The organism is Candidatus Symbiopectobacterium sp. NZEC135, from assembly GCF_025962695.1.
The window spans coordinates 68,325-85,802 of sequence record NZ_JAGFPF010000011.1 but is presented as its reverse complement, the minus strand read 5'-3'; the positions used below and the strand labels follow the sequence as shown (position 1 = coordinate 85,802).

The following is a 17,478-nucleotide window of genomic DNA, read 5'->3' as shown; positions in this document are numbered from 1 at the left end:
GGCCCTCCGTATCAGAACTGCAAGTGTTCTGCGCGTACAATCATCGCCAAGCCGGAAGCCAGTTGAACCCGAACTTCACCTTTGGCAATCTCAAGCACCGTAGCGTCCATGGCGTCTTTACCCGCTCTGACTTTGATCTCTTGACCAATTTTCAGTGCAGTAATATCCGTCACGTTAACACGCTGCGGTTGCGGCGCACGCTCGGTAGCCGCTTTGGGCTGGCGAGGCGCAGAAGCACGCGGCGCGGTGGCACGAGGTTGACGCGGAGCACCGTCGGCTGCTGGGCGTTCGCGGCGCGGGGCCGGTTTACGCTGACGCGCAGGTTGATCGGTAGTTTCACCTGCGGCGCGACGTTTCGCTTGCTGCTCAGCTCGCTGCGCCTGAACACGCGCTTTCGCTTCTTCCAACTGCTTGCGAGCGTGATCGACATGCTGCTGTTCTAATTCACCGCACGGATTGCCATCCAGATCCACACGTTGCGCACCCAGCTTGATGCCATACAGGTAACGCCAACTGGAGGTATAAAGGCGCAATGCAGAACGCAATTGCGTTTTACTCACACTGTCAGTCTCTGACACTCGCGTGACAAGATCCTGAAAAATACCGATTTTTAAAGGCCGAGTGTCACCTTCAGTGGTGAAACAAAGCGGAAACCGTTCTGCCAAAAAGGCAATGACATCTTTACTACTGTTCAACTTAGGTTGATTTTCCATGAAATTTCCTGATTACAACGGGTTTGCCAACCAGCGCAGGCATGAACAGGCGACATTATAATGACGCCATCAGCAATTGCTACGTTATCCTTCTCTCTGCGTGAGAGAATTGATAAAAATCAGCACATCGCTCTGTTGCAATTGTGCGCAGAGCACGGCAACCAGCGCGTTAAGACCTTCTTCGTCTTCCGCGTCAAAACGCGCATAGGACGTGCTATCAATGTCCAGCACGCCAATCAGTTGGCCGTTGACAGAAAGCGGCAACACGATCTCGGCATTACTGGCGGCATCGCAGGCGATGTGACCAGGAAAAGCATGCACATCATCGACACGTTGAATGCGGTTCTCCGCAACCGCGCGCCCACAAACGCCTTTGCCCGCAGGAATGCGCACACAGGCAACACGGCCCTGAAATGGCCCAAGAAACAGCGTGTCATCATCCAGAAGATAAAAACCCGCCCAATTGACGCCCTCCAGGCGCTCAAACAAAAGCGCACTGCTGTTGGCCAAAATAGTGATAAAGCGGCGTTCACCCGTAATCAGTGCGGTAAGATCGCTGACAAGATCCCTATAAAATGATGGTTTGTTCATAAATAATAATTCAGTTTTTCCAAATACCGAAGTACGCCACCCCTAACCGATTGACGCAATAAGCATCGATAACTCAGGGGCATCATCCCACAACGTCACTCCCCCTGCCTGACAACAGTAGCAAGGTCTCCCACAAGAGAAGAAGGATATACGCTTTTGCGTTTTTATTCACATAAACGTGACAGGATGAATTGAGACATACTGCACAGCATGCCACAACACCATTCGCTTCGTCAGCGTATTGCGCACATTTCATTTACCTGCCCTGGCATCTGATTTTCCTGAAACCGGCCCTATACCCTAAATAATTCGAGTTGCAGGACAGAACGTTTACGTTTTGAACAGCGCTTGCGGCGGCCTCGTAAGAGGTTAGGCCTAGGGATGGGCCGAATAATGAGCGCAGCCAACGCATCTGTAGCTTGAAGTATGACGGGTATACACATTCAATTACCGTGCACCCCGGAAGTAGGCTATGATGCTGGCGACCTTCACAGCGCAATCCGGCGTAATGAGAATATACAGCATAGTGGGTTCTGCCACGCACAGCGCTCCGCGCCCGCCCGTTACCCAGGCACGCTCTCGCGTTGCCTATGGGCGCTATCACCGTTGCCATGGCTGCGACATGCTGTTTCTGCTTCCGGCAATGCGCAAAGGGGAATATGCCACCTGCCCACAGTGCGCCACCCGCGTCGGCTCCGGGCTTGATTGGTCAATGACGCGACTGGCGGCGATGGCCACGGCGATGTTGCTGTTAATGCCTTTCGCCTATACCGCCCCCCTGCTTGACATCCGACTGCTGGGTGTCGCGATCAATGCCAGCCTGTTTGAAGGCATCTGGCAGATGACCAAACAAGGACACCCGGTTACCGCCAGTATAGTAGCGTTCTGTACCGTAGGCGTACCGGTTACGCTAATGGCTTCCCTGCTGTATCTCTTTTTTGCCCCGCGCATAGGTATGAATCTGCGGCCTATTCTGCTGTTATTGGAAAAATTGAAAGCCTGGATGATGCTGGATATTTATCTGGTCGGACTGGCCGTTGCGGCCATCAAAATCCGCGAGTTTTCCGATATTGAGACAGGCCACGGCCTGGTGGCCTATCTCACCTTGACCCTGCTGAGTCTGTTAACCTTGATTCACCTCAATCCGGATCAGCTCTGGTTGCGTTTCTACCCACGACTGCATCCGGTGATCAACCCGGAACGTTATCGCCTGTGTCTGGCCTGCCATTTTACCAGCGCGCCGGACACCCGGGGGCGCTGCCCGCGCTGCCATACCCCGCTGCGAGCACGTCGGCGCCACAGCCTGCAAAAATCCTGGGCGGCATTGATCAGCGCCATCGTATTTCTGGTGCCCGCCAACCTGCTGCCCATCTCGATTCTCTACGTCAATGGTGCGCGCAAAGAGGACACCATCCTGTCAGGCATTATCTCGCTGGCAAACGGCAATGTGCCTGTTGCGACAGTGGTTTTTATCGCCAGTATACTGGTGCCTTTCACCAAGGTTATCGTGCTGAGCATCTTGCTGTTGAGCATACATTTGCGCACACAACGCGCTATCATGACGCGCATGCGCCTGTTACGTGCCATGATCTGGATTGGCCGCTGGTCAATGTTGGATCTGTTCGTCATCGCCTTGATGATGTCGCTGGTAAACCGCGACCAACTGTTGGCTTTTACCTTAGGCCCAGCGGCCTTCTATTTCGGTGCGGCCGTTATTTTGACCATTCTCGCTGCGGAATGGCTGGATAGCCGATTAATGTGGGATACCCATGGAACACGATTCAACAACACCCGAGTCAACACAAACCGCGATCAAGCATAAGCGTCGTATATCGCCGTTCTGGCTGCTGCCCTTTATTGCACTGCTGATTGCCGGCTGGTTGCTCTACACCAACCAGCAAGAGCGCGGCACCACGGTCACCATTGATTTTATCTCTGCTGACGGCATCGTGGCTGGCAGAACTCCGGTGCGTTATCAAGGCGTTGAAATCGGGACCGTACAAAACATCTCGCTGAGTGAAGACCTACGCACCATCCAGGTGGAAGCCAGCATTAAAAGCGACATGAAAGAGGCGTTGCGCAGCGGGACGCAATTCTGGTTGGTCACCCCCAAAGCCTCGTTGGCGGGCGTTTCCGGCCTTGACGCCCTGGTTGGCGGTAATTATATCGGTATGATGCCCGGCCCCGGCGAGCCGCAGGCACACTTCTCTGCGCTGGATACCCAGCCGAAATACCGGGTTAACAGCGGGGAGTTGCTGGTCCATCTTCATGCCGATGATTTAGGATCGCTCAACGCGGGCTCGCTGGTGTATTACCGTAAGATCCCCGTCGGAAAAGTGTACGATTACACCGTAACCCCAGATAATAAGGGCGTGACGGTTGATGTTCTGATTGAGCGCCGCTTCACCCATTTAATTAAAAAAGAGAGCCGTTTTTGGAACGTGTCCGGCATTAAGGCAGATATCAGCCCGGGCGGTGCCAAAGTGGAGATGCAAAGTCTGGCGGCGCTGGTCAATGGTGCTATCGCGTTTGATTCACCGGATGGGAGCGACAACGCCAGTGCAGAACAAGCTTACCGACTCTACCCTAATTTGGCCCAAAGCCAGCGCGGGGTGGCGATTACCTTAACGCTTCCCTCCGCCAATATGCTGAAAGCCGGGCAGACCCCGCTACTGTATCAGGGGTTGGAAGTGGGCAGTGTACAAAAGCTGGTGCTAGACCCCAGCAACGGTAATGTCACCGGACAGTTGATTATCGACCCCTCTGTCGTGCCGCTGATGCGGGAAGGCACGCGCATTGAACTGACCAAACCACGGCTGACCCTGAACGACCTTAACCTTTCCCGCTTGCTCACGGGCCCAACGCTGACATTGATTCCCGGTGACGGTGAGCCGCGCCAGACATTCCCACTGATTGATGGCACGCAGGCATTACGCCCCGATACGCTGACTGTTCAGTTGTCTGCCGCACAAAGCTATGGCATTGATGTCGGGCAACCTGTTCTGCTGCACGGCGTACAGGTCGGGCAGATCATTCTGCGCACGTTGACCGAAAAAGGCGTTACCTTCGATGTCACCATTGAACCCGAATATCGCGCGCTGCTGCACAAAGACAGCACCTTTATCGTCAACAGCAGGCTGAACGTCAAGCTGGGATTGGAAGGCGTGCAAATGATCGGAGCAAGCCCGCAGGAGTGGCTCAGCGGCGGTGTGATGGTGTTACCCGGCACGCGGGGTGAACCGTTGGCGCGTTATACCCTGTTTAGCGATCAGGATAATGCTCAGGAGGGCATTAAAGGCAACACGCCCAGCCCAACCTTAACGCTGGTTACCGAGAGCCTGCCGGACATCCAGGAAGGCTCGGTGGTGTTATACCGCAAGTTTCAGGTCGGCGAAATCATGCGTATTCGTCCCGGAGCGGAAACCTTCGAAGTCCAGGTTTACCTGCATCCGGAATACCGCAAACTGCTGACCGAGCGCAGCGTATTCTGGGCCGAGGGCGGTGCCCGCGTGCAACTGAGTACCTCCGGCTTGACGGTTCAGGCTGCGCCGCTCAACCGGGCAATCAAAGGTGCCATCAGCTTCGACAATCTCGAAGGTGCTCCCGAAACCAAAGGGGGAAAGCGGCTGCTGTATAACACAGAAACCGCTGCACGCGCGATCGGTAGCCGTATCGAATTGCGCACTTATGACGCCAGTTCCCTCTCTGCTGGCATGCCGATTCGTTACCTCGGTATTGAAATTGGTCGATTGGATTCCCTTAAACTGGCGGAACAGCGCAACGATGTCTTGGCGCAAGCGGTGCTCTACCCGGAGTACGTCAACGCCTTTGCTCGCGCCGGCACGCGCTTTTCAGTGGTGACGCCACAAATCTCAGCAGCAGGCGTCGATCATCTGGAAACCTTGCTCCAACCCTACATTAATGTCGAGCCAGGCAACGGTGCGCAACAGCGCCAATTCGAGCTGCAACAGGCGACCATTTCTGACTCCCGTTATCAGGATGGGCTGAATATTGTGGTCGATGCGCCAGAAGCCGGTGCGTTGCAAGTGGGAACCCCGGTGCTGTTTCGCGGCGTTGAGGTAGGAACGGTTACGGGCCTGTCTCTGGGGCCGCTGTCCGACAGGGTGATGGTGGCACTGCGTATCAGCAAGCGACACCAGCATCTGGTACGCAGTAACTCGGTATTTTGGCTGGCATCCGGCTACAATCTGGAATTTGGCTTGGGCGGTGGTTTGCTGAAAACCGGTACCTTCCAGCAATTTATTCGCGGCGGCATTGCCTTTGCTACCCCACCTGCAATTCCCTTAGCGCCAATTGCCACACCCGGTAAGCATTTTCTGCTGTTAGGGCAAGAGCCCAAAGAGTGGCGCGAATGGGGCACAGCCATTCCTGAATAGCCTGCGTTGATCCTGCCGTCGCGTGACGAGCGACGGCAGCCACGTGCCGTGTTACACTATCAGACTATTACCCGCACTTTTCTGTTATTGTAACGAGATATTACCACCGTGGTGAAACCCCTCTCTCCTTCTTTGCCCTCCGCATTTCTCGAGGCGATTCAAGACATCATGCCTGCGCATTTGTCCCTTGATGAATTCATTGCAGCCTGTCAGCGTCCGCTAAGACGCAGTCTGCGCGTTAACACGTTGAAGATTAGCGTGGAGGACTTTTTAGCACTGGCGGAGCGTTGGGGCTGGCAATTAGCGCCAATCCCCTGGTGCAAAGAAGGATTTTGGGTGTTCAGCCCAGATGAAACACAACTGCGATTGGGCAATACGGTTGGCCATTTGAGCGGGCTGTTTTATTTGCAGGAATCCAGCTCAATGCTGCCCGTCAGCGCATTGTTTTACGCGCAAGAAAGCACGTTATTGTCGCGTGAGGCCACCCCGTCGCCCTTGGTGCTGGACGTGGCCGCTGCGCCGGGTTCGAAAACCACACAAATTGCCGCACGCTTAGGCAATAGCGGTGGGATCGTGGCTAACGAATACTCGGCCAGCCGGGTGAAGGTACTACATGCCAACATCAGCCGCTGCGGCGTACACAATAATGCGCTGACGCACTTCGATGGCCGTGTGTTTGGCGCAGCCCTGCCTGAAACGTTCGACGCTATTCTGCTTGATGCGCCGTGTTCCGGCGAAGGGGTGGTACGCAAAGACCCCGATGCTATGCGCCACTGGTCACCGGAAAGTATGGCTGAGCTGGCGCAAACCCAGAAGGAACTGATCGTCAGTGCGTTTCATGCGTTAAAACCCGGCGGGGTGCTGATTTATTCAACCTGCACGCTCAACGCTCAGGAAAATCAGCAGGTGTGCCAGCATCTTCTTGATGCATTCCCTCAGGCTTGTGCGATTGATGCGTTGGGCGATCTCTTCCTCGGCGCAGCTGATGCGCTGACTGAGGAGGGATATCTCCACGTGTTCCCGCAAATTTACGACAGTGAAGGTTTCTTTGTCGCACGGTTGCGCAAAACCGCGACCATCGCCCCATTACCCGCACCGCGTTATAACGTAGGCAAGTTCCCCTTTGCTCCATTATCCGGCAAAGACAAACACGCGCTGACGCTGTCAGCCAATCAGGCGGGCCTGGTCTGGGACCCAGAGCAGCAGCAACTCTGGCAGCGTGACAATGAAATTTGGCTGTTTCCCTCTGCACTCAGTGCGCTGTTTGGCAAGATACGTTTCTCGCGCATCGGCCTTAAACTGGCGGAACGCTATGCCAAAGGTTTTCGCTGGCAGCACGAGGCCATCGTTGCGCTGGCAGATGCACAGGCACCGCACGCTTATGCACTCAGCGACCAGCTTGCTTGTGAATGGTATCAGGGGCGAGACAGTTATCCCGACGAACTCCCTACCGGCGATGAGATGGTGCTTACCTATCAGCACACGCCGATAGGATTGACCAAACGCATCGGCAGCCGTATAAAAAACAATCTCCCACGCGAGCTGGTACGTGATGGTGCCTGCACGCAGCACGTTAAACAGGGTTAGTTTAACGCCCAGTGCTTCATTTTCATCTACACTCTCGCTAGGGCTACTGCCACTGACTGGGAGAGTAAACGCCTATGTACGCACTGGTTGTCTTTATCTGTTATCTCGGCCACGGCTGCGAAAATTTGGTCATTGATGCCTACCTAAACGAAGCGCAGTGCCTGAGTGCGATGGACGAGCAACATTTACGACGGGCGGGATGTTTTCCGATAGAGGATTTTATCGACGGCTATTGGATCCCTGCCCATGAACGCGCCGAGTTTTGACGCGTATGCCAAACAGACATACGCGTCATGGTGCGAATATCAAATGACAGCAAAATCCTGCTCCGTCATGCCTAACGACACACCCGCAGCAACGATATTGGCCCACTCCTGATCGGAAAGTGTAATCCCGTTTGCCTGACGTTTCGCACTGGCAATACGTTCCGGTTCACCGGCAATCAACACCGGATGTTCAGCATCCGCCGCCGGGCAGGTCCGCACATAGTCCAGCATGGCGTCATACTCTTTTTGCAGCCAGTCCATCGAGACCATTGCTGCCGGGTCGATAACAATCGTGGTCATATTATTCATGATCGACCCTTTACGTTCGTTTTCCGGTTGGATAGTACCGCCACCGGAAAGCAGCCCCGCCAGCATCTCAGCCGCCAGCACCAACCCGCCGCCTTTATGGCGTGCAATAGGTTTTAGCGCGCCCTGTTTTTCATCTTGCCACATCACTTTGGGATCGTTGGTAGAAACGCCTTCGCTGTCGAGCATCACCTCTTCATCAAACGTTTTGCCCGCCAGATAGGCCACACGCGTTTTTCCCAACGCCACAATGCTGGTGGCAAAATCAAGCACAAACGGTGGGTTATGTTCACTTTTAGGAAAGGCAATGCAGATGGGGTTGGTGCCAAAACGCGCCTCACGGCCGCACCAGGGTGCCACAATCGGATCCAAATCGTTCACGTTGACAAAATGAATCGCCACCATACCCGCGTCTGCCGCCATTTCACCGTAAGTGCCAATCCGCCCGAGGTGGCATGTGGAGGCCAGCGTCATCAGGCACACGCCGGTAGTTTTTGCTCTGGCAATCGCCTGATCCATCGCTTCTTTGCCGGTGCGCTGACCAAAACCACGATCGCCGATGAACTGCAATACCGCCCCCCCATCACGCAGCAAACGCACCGGCGTATTAGGATGCATGATCCCTTTCGCGATAAACGACACATAGTGCGGCAACATTCCGGCACCGTGACTATCATGGCCTTTGAGGTTGGCATTCACCAGATGATCGGAAACACAGCGCGCCTCATCAGCCTGTGAGCCTGCCTTTTGCAATAAAAGGCGCGTAACGTCTCGAAGCTGACGCTCGGAGATTAGCATAGGACAATTTCCTTAATTATTTCCCTTCCAATTCCAGACATCAGATTTTCTAATATCATGAAAAATAGGGAGTTATATACCCTAAATAATTCGAGTTGCAGGAAGGCGGCAAGTGAGCGAATTCCGATGAGCTTACACAAGTAAGTGATTCGGGTGAGCGAACGCAGCCAACGCATCTGCAATTTGAAGTATGACGGGTATAGATGATTATTGTGTTTGCCTCATTATCCTACTGCTGAACGCGCAGGGATTAAATGCCTCATCGCACCCGGCGCACCATTGCGTTAATCAAGATCAAAACCGTAGCCTCTTGTTTGCAGCACGATTCGCCCCCTCAGCGCCATGCCTGACTGCGCTATAATTGGGAAAGTACACCGTGATCACCCAAGGATCGCCATGAGCTACCGCACCATCGCCCCCTTTTCTCTCCTGCTGTTGATTACAGCGGGTTGTTCCTCACCACAAGGCATGAACTGTCAGGGTGAGGTGAAAACGCTACCGGGTCATCCGATTGGCATGACCTCGGCCGTGATTATCGATAACACCGTGGCGTTTAGCGTGCTGATGCCCAAACAGCACATTGAAAGCGGCCTGTTATACTCGGCTGACAGCTCACGTTATGTGCCTTCTGCCGTCACCAAAGAAGGTTATCTGGCGCAGCGCCTTTCCGGTAACCGCTTCTGTATTATCAATCCAGAAAAAAACGAATACACCATTTACCATTGCCAATAACCATTCTCGGCGGTGATGGAATCGTAGCTTTTCTCGTAAAATTCTGTGATATCAGGCAAGTCGTATCGAGATATTTACCAAGCGTTAAAAAATCGAAAATCCGCCTTAGCCCTATTTCGCTTTTTATGACCACCACGCAAAATCTCTCCGTCTACTGAGAGGTGAATCATGAAAAAAATGCTCTGCGTATTAATGGCGATTGCCATCACCACATCCTTAAGCGGATGCATATGGCCGGGTCCCGGCGGTGGTCATGGCGGCGGAGGTCCGATGCAAGGGCCGATGGGGCCGGGTGGAGGTGGCGGCGGCCCTGGCTATGGCGGACACGGTGGGCGCGGATAGTTGATGAGGTGAACATCAGGGCGCTTTGTCGCCCTGATGTGAAAGACCTATAATTTTGCCGCAGCGCGTTGCGTTGCTTGCCTGCGCTTTTCAACAAACGCGGACTGCTTGAGACGTACCGCCTGAAGCAGCTCCGGCGCAGCGGTTCGCGGCGAACCCGAGTTAAACGGCGGCGCAGGATCGTACTCCAGCTGTAGCTGAATCTCCTGTGCAACCGCTTCGCCGTACAGTCCTGCTACCACGGTTAGTGCGAAATCGATCCCTGAGGTCACGCCAGCACCACTAATACGATTCCCGTCGTGCACAACACGCTCCTCAACCGGTTGAGCCCCCAGCAACGCCAACTGATCGAGCGAACCCCAGTGGGTGGTTGCCTTATAGCCTTGCAGTAAGCCCGCAGCCCCCAACACCAGCGATCCGGTACAAACCGAGGTAACCAGTTTAACCTCCTTCGCTTTTTGGCGCAGGAAGTCCAACACCTCATTATCTTCCATCAGATCAATCTGTCCGGGTCCACCCGGCACACAGATAACGTCTAGTGCCGGGCACTCAGCAAGGGTAACGGTAGGCAGAATAGCCAGTCCACGATCGGAATTAACCGGCACAATATCTTTCCAAATCAAGTACACCTGCGCACCCGGCGCGCGCACAAATACCTCGTAAGGCCCGGTCAGATCCAATTGAGTGACACCGGGAAAAAGGAGAAAACCGATGGAGAGTGCCGGAGAATCAGCCATGACAACGTCCTCTATGGTTAGGTGATATTGTTTAGCATGCGCAGATTTTTATCTGGGATTCAATCAGAATATCAACGATGACCATCACGTCAGTGCTATCCATGACTCGACTTCACCGCGCACAGCCCTTATGATCGCATTCGAATTCATTTATGTAACTCGCTGATTAACGATAGGTAATTTTGCTGCGTTATTGGCTTAGCACAGAGATGCCACGATGAAAAAGATCGTTTTAGCGCTAACCCTTGCCACGCTTGGCGCTGATGCCGTTGCCGCCGCCCAGTTGGTGACGTTAAGCCGCCAGCAATATGGCGAGCGTTGGGCGTTTACTCGTGAAGAGGTCCAGTTGATTTGCCGCCCGGGTAACGCGGTTTTTGCGTTGAACACCGGCACGCTGATGCAATACCCACTAAACGCGGCCGCCCAGGCCCAGATGAAAAACGGCCACGTTAATGCACAACCGATCGATGTCATCTGGCTTGACGACCCAACAGCACCGGGCAAGAAGAAAGATTTACAGCCTTTTATTGAACGCGGTGAACAGCTCTGCGCCGCAGGGTGATTTAAAAACTGACTACATTTCAGCCACATGTTAATGCATGGATAATAATGCGTTATTTCAAGGTGTGAAAGCTGTTCCAGTTATGAAACGAACTCCGCTGCAACACTGGTAATCAGTGAGAAGTTGGCTACCCTTTAAAGGGCAAGGCTGATTCAGCTTGCACAAATGCCAACTTTTAGCGCAAGGCTCTCTCCCAAGAGCCATTTCCCTAGACCGAATACAGGAATCGTATTCGGTCTTTTTTTGGAAGTAGTTTAAATACAATCACTTACATTAAAATCAGCCACTTATCCCCTCTCCTGTTCTACTCCATATCATCCATTTACATCTTATGCCGCCACTTTGTCGCCACTGGTTTTCGCCAATGGATTCAGGTGGATCGCATCGTCCAGATGGTCTGGCGCAAAGTGAGCGTAACGCATCGTTATGCGGATATCGGAATGACCGAGAATGCGCTGCAATACGATGATGTTACCGCCGTTCATCATAAAATGGCTGGCGAAAGTGTGGCGTAACACATGGGTCATTTGCCCTTCGGGTAATTCAATCCCAGCCAAACGCGTTACACGGTAGAACTGTTTATAGCAGGGCTGGAATGCCTTGCCCTCACGCGCAATTAATTCCTGATATAACGGCTCGGTGATCGGTACGGTACGGTTCTTTTTGCCCTTGGTGTTAATGAAGGTGATTTTATACGGGGACAACTGCGAGGCCTTGAGCTTCGCTACTTCATTCCAGCGCGCGCCGGTAGACAAGCAGACACGGACAATCAGGGTCAATTCGTCATTACCGTGTTTAGCACAGGCGGTTAATAAACGCGTAATCTGATCTGGCGTCAGCCAGGCCATTTCGCGCTCGGGCTGGTCAAACTCGCGTATGTTCTCCAGCGGGTTAGGCAGGCTCCACTCCCCTAACCTTTTCAGTTCATTAAACACCGCACGTAAAAAAGCGTGTTCGCAATTGATTGTGCCGGTAGATACTTTGCGCGTTTCCAGACTGGTGCTGTAGCCATTATCGATAGCGCCCTGCAGTCGCTGGTCACGGTAATGCGCCCAATCCTTTGCCGTCAGTGATGCAGCTATTGGATCGCCTAACCCACTACAGATAATATTGAGTTTACCTAAGCGACCTTTTTTATCATTGAGGGAGCAGCCGTGCAGCTTGTACCAGAGATCAATCAACTCGCTGAGCTTCCGCCGGTCTTCTTTTTCCCCCAACCACGGCTTGGATTTTGCTTGTTCCTCCATGTACTGCTCATAGGAAACGGCCTCCCCTTTGGTGGTAAATTGCTTCCTAACACGCTTGCCATCCCGGCCATTGGGATAATACTCAAATAGCCATTTTCCAGATGGTAGTTTTCTGATGCTCATCGCTAGAATCCAAGACAAATACACACAACATAACTGTATATAAAAACAGTATAAATGTTTATTGGTCTTGTTTTCAAACAGGTTAAATATGAAAAACCCACCGGGCGGTGGGAAAGGAAGATAATGCGCAGCGATTAGACTATAACCAGAGTGTACCTTGGTTCGAGCGCGTCGGATGTGGCGGCGCGGGATTAACCGCCCCCGGCGTCATGATCATATCCGAGATAGTCTCCATCGACTTGAACGTGCAACCGCAATTGATATTTGTGCACTGGTGATAGCGTTCTTTGGTTTTGGGGCTTAGGTAGCGACTAGATCGGGCATGTGCTGCATGTAAGCATAATGGACAATGCATCATAATGTTGTCACCTCAATGGGGCATTCAGTGGTTATTATTTTATCACCAAATTTGCATTTGCGAATATATAATTCGAAATTGAATCCCTACTCAGCATCAAACTCCCCATCCGACAACAACACTTCCAGCTCCAACTGCGTGGTATAGCCGCCGTTGCTCAGGGCGTGCGTCACTTTTGATATTGTCCACGGCTGTTCGTCGATCACCTGCTTGAAGCCGCTGACCTGAACCGGGGTTTCGGGGAACAGGTCAGCGCGCCCCATTGCCAGCGCGATAGAGAACTCAGCGACACCACGCTGTAATTTGTCCCATTTCGCCTGTGCTGCACGCATGGCCTGTGCTTGAGTAGAAAATACCGTGGTCAGTTCCAGCACATTTTCATCAGTGCCGACCATGTAGTTACCTTCCCGCGCCTCTGGCACCTTTGTTGTTTTCTTCGCTTTGGGATGGGTGGGTTGTGGCCCTTGGTGCAGTAACACTTTGCGCTGTACCTTGACCTTTTTAGGTTTCTTCGGCTTTGGCTCTTTGGTGTGCAGCCAGCTTGCCGTCACCCCCGTATAGGCTCCCCGATCAGCCAGGCTAAAGCTGTGCCGATCGCCGTCACTGCGTTCAATTACCTGTTGCGGGATGGGTTTACCGCTGGCTGTCTTTCCTGTTCCGGGGCGGATAAACAGCAAACGCCCGGCTTTGATGGCAGCAATCGCGCCGTTGCGCTCAGCCAGCCGGGTAATAAACACCGCGTCGGTTTCCTGCGTCTGGTCGATATGCGGGATTTTTATCCCGGCGAACCCGTCAGCCAGCATCGGTACAAGGTTATTGCGCGTTGCCACCTGCGCCACAATCGCCCCCAGCGTGGTGTCGTGGTACGACAGTTCCCGGCGTGAGTTGAGCGACCCGCGAAAATCCGCGCTGCGCGCCCGGATAGTCACGGTGTCCGGTGCGCCCCGGTGTTCGATTTCGTCCACGGTGAAATCGCCTTTGCCGATCAGCGCTTCGCCCTGCCAGCCTAAAAACACCGACAGCACCGCGCCCCGGCGGGGCAACTGTACCTGCCCGTCGCTGTCGTCCAGCTCGATGTCGAGTTGGTCGGCCTCAAAGCCCCGGTTATCGGTCAGGTTCAGCGATAGCAGACGTGGGCTGATGATGGTAGTAATGTCCTGCTCATTCAGGCGCAGCAGGTACGCGGGGGCGGTCTTACTGCCTGCGCGCACCGTTAACGGGTTAATCATGCGAATAATCCCCCGATGGCGGATTGCGCCTTATTGGCAAGCGCTCCGGCGCTGCCGATCAAGCCCTCGGCCTGCTGGCGTAAATCGCCCAGCATGGCCGACAGCGACGAGTCCACGCGGGTCAGCGTCACGGTAAATTCAATGCGCCGGGCGCGGCCATCGGGGAAAAAGTCGGTTTTTGTCTGACTGATACTGTTCACCACAAACACCCCGTAAATGGTGCCGCTGCCCTCAATCAGCGGCCACGCGCGCCCCTGATCGGCCATGGTTTCCAGCATCAGTAATGACAGCGTGCCGCCGGTGATTTCCGGCATCAACTCCCCCGACAGGGTGATTTTTTCCTCTTCAATGCCTAAGAACTGCAACGCCGGACGCTGACCTACGCGGCTGTTTGACGGCCAGCGGTATTCCACGTTGCGCTGCATGTTCTGATAAGGCAGGGTCTGGAGCTGGAAGACAAACAGACCTAATGTGAGCATCATGATCAACCTCCCTGATAGCTGTATTGACTGAATGCGCGCGATCGCGCCGAGCGTTCCCGCTGCTCAAGCTGGCGCGCCACTTCCTGTGCTATGTCCTGCGCACTCTGGCCTGGCTGCGCAACAATGCTGATAGGGGCATGGATGCTGACCGTAGACGCTGCGGCGCTGGCCTGTGCGGTGGGGGCTATCGGACGATAGGCCGACATGTTCATGGCGGCAGACGCCATTGCCGCCGTTTCCCGGCGGCTGGTCACGTTGACCGGGCCTGCTACGATCTCCGGGCCATGTTCACCGACCACGGCAAATTTTCCCAGCGGGATACGTCCGCCGTTATCACGCTCCCCGCCGTATCGGGCGGCAATCGCTTTTTCATCGTTGCCCTGCGGCGCGGGGGCGTTGATAACGCCTGCGTTTAAGGCGGCGGCCTCTTGTGGCGGGATAAGTTTGTCTGCGCCGGGCAGGTTTTTCGATTTCTCATCAACCAGCCCCAGTTTTTCCAGTAACCACGACACACCGGATCGCAACGAGTCCAGCGGGTGCATCACGGCATTGAGCCCGTTAGCCAGCGCCTCACCAAAACGTTTCCCCACGCTGGCCGCACCGTCCAGCTCGGCGGCAGTCGATTTAACCGGCGCCAGCAGATCGCCGAACCAGCCAAACAGCGCTTTTACCGTGTCGCCAATCCATGTAAAGGCGGGGTGCAGCGGCGCAAAGGCGGCAATAATCGGTGCACTGGCGGCAACAAACCCCTCCACCACACCGCCGATAAAGGCCTTGATAGGCTCCCAGTATTTCCAGATAAGCAACGCACCGCCGACCATGACCGCAACGGCCAGCCCGACCGGGGATAGCAGCACACCTAACGCGCTGCCGATAAACATGACCCCGGTGCGCAGCAAGGCAAGCGGTGAAGTCACCAGCCACATTAGCGCCCGGCCAAAGCCTGACATTGCGCCTTGGATAACGGCCAGCGGATTACTGACCGCGCCGAATACGGACGTTAACCCCGACATCCCCGCGCGTAGTAGCATCAGCGGCGATTTTGCCAGCCAGTTAACTGCACCGCCGAGCCGCTGTAATCCCCCACTCAGTGAGGTCACGCCCTGCGTTCCGGCAAACCTGAATCCGGCATTCAGCAATCCCGCCCCGGCAACCAGCGCATTAACCCCGCTTAACACCGGCCATGCAACCAGCCCGATCCCGCCGAGCACGGTGATTAACGCGGTTGCCGCGCCGCCGAGCATGACAATCTGCCGTGTCAGCACCGGGTTAGCCGCCACCCATTCATTCACCCGGTTTAGCCATGCTGTCGCACTTTGCGTCAGCTTACGCAATGCGCCGCCGTCGTCATTGAACAGGTTAAAACGCAGGCCAGCCATGGCACCCTGCAACCGCCCGATATCCCCTTGCAGGTTATCGCGCAGGGTATCGCCCATGCGGTCAGCCGCCCCGGACACGTCGCCCAGCTTGTCTTTGGTTCCGGCCAGCGCCGACAGGAATTTGGGTATCTGGTCAATCGACAGGTCTTCAATCGGTGTACCAAACAGCGCGATCGCCGCGTTGGCCCGTTCTGCCGGATCCTTGATTTTCAGCAGACCCTGTGCGGTTTTCTGCATCGCGGCACGCGCTTTATCGCCACCGCTGGCAATGGCAGTAGACATTTTGGCGGCATTGAGCCCGGCGGCGTCATAGGCTTCGATACTGGCCTTGGACATGTCCGAGCCGCGAATGCTGAATTCCTTCACCGCATCGCCCGTCTTGTCCAGTGCAAACTTGCCCTGCTGCGCCATCTCCACTAACAGCGTCATCGCCTCCGATCCGCTGAATCCCATATTGCGAAAGTGGGTCGAATATTCGTGCAGGATCTCCGGCAGCTCACCGCGCATCTGTGCCGATACGCGCTGCATCCCGGATACCATCAAATCAAACGCCTCATCGCTGTTTTTGGCGAGGCCGTTTTTCATCATGATGGCCGCTATCTGGATACTCTCGGCAGCGTCGCCACCGAGTGCCGCCTGCATATCCAGCGCCTTACGCGATATGCGGGTCAGTTCGGTTTCGCCCACGTTCCCCAGTGCACCCAATGTACTGCGCACTGCGGCGACCGCCTCCGCGATTTGATTGATATCGCCACTGACACCGGTGGCATTAATCTGTTTGATAACACGGGTGTACTGTTCGCTGTCCGCGCTGTTCCCGCCCGTTTGTGCCGCGATGCGTGCGCCTTGCCCGTTGGCCTCAACGGCGGGAGCCATCAGGCGGCTTTCGGCGTACAGCGCCGCCGAGCCGAGGCCAAACGCCGCCGCGCCGCCGTTGCGTACCCCGGCGGTAATGGCTTTGCCTTTCTCGTAGCGCTGACTGACCGCGTTCAGCTTTTCCTGCTGCTGGCTGACGCGCACCAGAGCGGCGCGCTGCTGATCCAGCGTGGCGGTGGTTTGGGAAATATCGTTGCGTAATTTACGCTCATGACCGGACAGGCTGCGCGTGCTGATGCCTGCCTGCTGCAATTCATCGCGCTGACGCTGTAGCGACTGGCGTAGCTCGCCGTATTCGGTTTTAAGCGTGGCCGCCTGACGTTTCGCACTTGCCAGCGCCTTTACCTGCTGTCGGGTCGGGTTTTCGCTGTTGCGCAGTTCCGCCGACAGGGCAGCGGCTTTGGTCTGCGCCTGTTTGAGTGCTGCACCGGTTTCGCTTAACTGGCTTTTGGCTTTGCGAAAGCCCTCAATGCGTCCGGCCTGAGCGTTCAGGGTTTTAAGCTGGCCCTGTGAGTCGCGGATATCACCCGACAGTTTTTTACTGGCGGTTTGCACCGCCTTAAACGGGCGAGTCGCACTGTCCACGGCTTTCAGCAAAACGCTCAACTGTAGAGTGTTACTCATTGTTATGGTGTCCGCTGCGTTTCAGCGCTTTGTCGCGCCATAGGATCAACTCGGTGAGGCTCATCGGATAAAGCTCTGAGGGCGGCCAGTGAAAAATCACCGCGATATCCGCCATCAGTTCATCAACGG

Annotated in this window: 17 protein-coding genes; 7 read left to right on the top strand and 10 right to left on the bottom strand. The window is 54.9% G+C overall.

Annotation, left to right across the window (positions count from 1 at the left end):
• Positions 1 to 11 precede the first annotated feature (11 nt).
• Entirely contained in the window at positions 12 to 713 is a 702-nt protein-coding gene (gene proQ, locus J5224_RS08830) for an RNA chaperone ProQ (protein ID WP_264625011.1), read from the bottom strand.
• An 84-nt stretch (positions 714 to 797) separates the two neighbouring features.
• Positions 798 to 1,304 carry a GAF domain-containing protein gene (locus tag J5224_RS08825; protein WP_264625010.1) on the bottom strand — a complete coding sequence of 169 codons (507 nt, stop codon included), beginning with the start codon at positions 1,302 to 1,304 and terminating at the stop codon, positions 798 to 800.
• A 508-nt stretch (positions 1,305 to 1,812) separates the two neighbouring features.
• Here J5224_RS08825 and yebS point away from each other — a divergent pair.
• From yebS to J5224_RS08805, 4 genes are all read left to right on the top strand, one after another.
• The gene (gene yebS, locus J5224_RS08820; protein ID WP_264625039.1) at positions 1,813 to 3,126 is read left to right on the top strand and encodes a membrane integrity lipid transport subunit YebS; all 1,314 of its coding nucleotides are present in this window, start codon (positions 1,813 to 1,815) and stop codon (positions 3,124 to 3,126) included.
• Positions 3,074 to 5,701 carry a PqiB family protein gene (locus J5224_RS08815; RefSeq protein ID WP_264625009.1) on the top strand — a complete coding sequence of 876 codons (2,628 nt, stop codon included), beginning with the start codon at positions 3,074 to 3,076 and terminating at the stop codon, positions 5,699 to 5,701. Before yebS ends, J5224_RS08815 begins: the two co-directional genes overlap by 53 nt.
• 108 nt (positions 5,702 to 5,809) lie before the next feature.
• Positions 5,810 to 7,288: a 16S rRNA (cytosine(1407)-C(5))-methyltransferase RsmF gene (gene rsmF, locus J5224_RS08810; RefSeq protein ID WP_264625008.1), complete on the top strand. Its 1,479-nt coding sequence runs from the start codon at positions 5,810 to 5,812 to the stop codon at positions 7,286 to 7,288.
• A 74-nt stretch (positions 7,289 to 7,362) separates the two neighbouring features.
• Positions 7,363 to 7,554, top strand: coding sequence for a YebW family protein (locus tag J5224_RS08805; protein WP_264625007.1), 192 nt, complete (start codon positions 7,363 to 7,365; stop codon positions 7,552 to 7,554).
• A 39-nt stretch (positions 7,555 to 7,593) separates the two neighbouring features.
• On the opposite strand, the gene J5224_RS08800 is transcribed toward J5224_RS08805, so the two are convergent.
• Positions 7,594 to 8,658 (bottom strand): malate/lactate/ureidoglycolate dehydrogenase, encoded by a 1,065-nt coding sequence (locus J5224_RS08800; RefSeq protein ID WP_264625006.1) that lies wholly within the window; start codon positions 8,656 to 8,658, stop codon positions 7,594 to 7,596.
• Positions 8,659 to 9,054: 396 nt separating this feature from the next.
• On the opposite strand from J5224_RS08800, the gene J5224_RS08795 reads away from it, so the two are divergent.
• The gene (locus J5224_RS08795) at positions 9,055 to 9,390 is read left to right on the top strand and encodes a hypothetical protein (RefSeq protein ID WP_264625005.1); all 336 of its coding nucleotides are present in this window, start codon (positions 9,055 to 9,057) and stop codon (positions 9,388 to 9,390) included.
• Positions 9,391 to 9,558: 168 nt separating this feature from the next.
• Positions 9,559 to 9,732, top strand: a complete 174-nt coding sequence (locus J5224_RS08790) for a hypothetical protein (protein WP_264625004.1) — start codon at positions 9,559 to 9,561, stop codon at positions 9,730 to 9,732.
• A gap of 47 nt (positions 9,733 to 9,779) precedes the next feature.
• Here J5224_RS08790 and J5224_RS08785 read toward each other — a convergent pair whose 3' ends face one another.
• Entirely contained in the window at positions 9,780 to 10,469 is a 690-nt protein-coding gene (locus J5224_RS08785; RefSeq protein WP_264625003.1) for a DJ-1/PfpI family protein, read from the bottom strand.
• Between the two features lie 217 nt (positions 10,470 to 10,686).
• On the opposite strand from J5224_RS08785, the gene J5224_RS08780 reads away from it, so the two are divergent.
• Positions 10,687 to 11,031 (top strand): YebY family protein, encoded by a 345-nt coding sequence (locus J5224_RS08780; RefSeq protein ID WP_264625002.1) that lies wholly within the window; start codon positions 10,687 to 10,689, stop codon positions 11,029 to 11,031.
• A 329-nt stretch (positions 11,032 to 11,360) separates the two neighbouring features.
• Here the strand turns inward: J5224_RS08780 and J5224_RS08775 are convergent, their stop codons facing one another.
• The 6 genes from J5224_RS08775 to J5224_RS08750 all read right to left on the bottom strand — a co-directional run bounded on the left by J5224_RS08775 (position 11,361) and on the right by J5224_RS08750 (position 17,464).
• A complete protein-coding gene (locus tag J5224_RS08775; protein ID WP_264625001.1) occupies positions 11,361 to 12,401 on the bottom strand; it encodes a tyrosine-type recombinase/integrase in 1,041 nt (346 codons plus the stop codon).
• A 139-nt stretch (positions 12,402 to 12,540) separates the two neighbouring features.
• Entirely contained in the window at positions 12,541 to 12,759 is a 219-nt protein-coding gene (locus tag J5224_RS08770) for a DNA-binding transcriptional regulator (RefSeq protein ID WP_264625000.1), read from the bottom strand.
• Between the two features lie 86 nt (positions 12,760 to 12,845).
• A complete protein-coding gene (locus J5224_RS08765) occupies positions 12,846 to 13,988 on the bottom strand; it encodes a phage late control D family protein (protein WP_264624999.1) in 1,143 nt (380 codons plus the stop codon).
• Positions 13,985 to 14,470, bottom strand: coding sequence for a phage tail protein (locus tag J5224_RS08760; RefSeq protein ID WP_264624998.1), 486 nt, complete (start codon positions 14,468 to 14,470; stop codon positions 13,985 to 13,987). Before J5224_RS08760 ends, J5224_RS08765 begins: the two co-directional genes overlap by 4 nt.
• A 2-nt stretch (positions 14,471 to 14,472) precedes the next feature.
• Positions 14,473 to 17,349: a phage tail tape measure protein gene (locus tag J5224_RS08755; RefSeq protein ID WP_264624997.1), complete on the bottom strand. Its 2,877-nt coding sequence runs from the start codon at positions 17,347 to 17,349 to the stop codon at positions 14,473 to 14,475.
• The gene (locus J5224_RS08750; RefSeq protein WP_039512472.1) at positions 17,342 to 17,464 is read right to left on the bottom strand and encodes a GpE family phage tail protein; all 123 of its coding nucleotides are present in this window, start codon (positions 17,462 to 17,464) and stop codon (positions 17,342 to 17,344) included. Before J5224_RS08750 ends, J5224_RS08755 begins: the two co-directional genes overlap by 8 nt.
• Between the last annotated feature and the right edge of the window lie 14 nt (positions 17,465 to 17,478).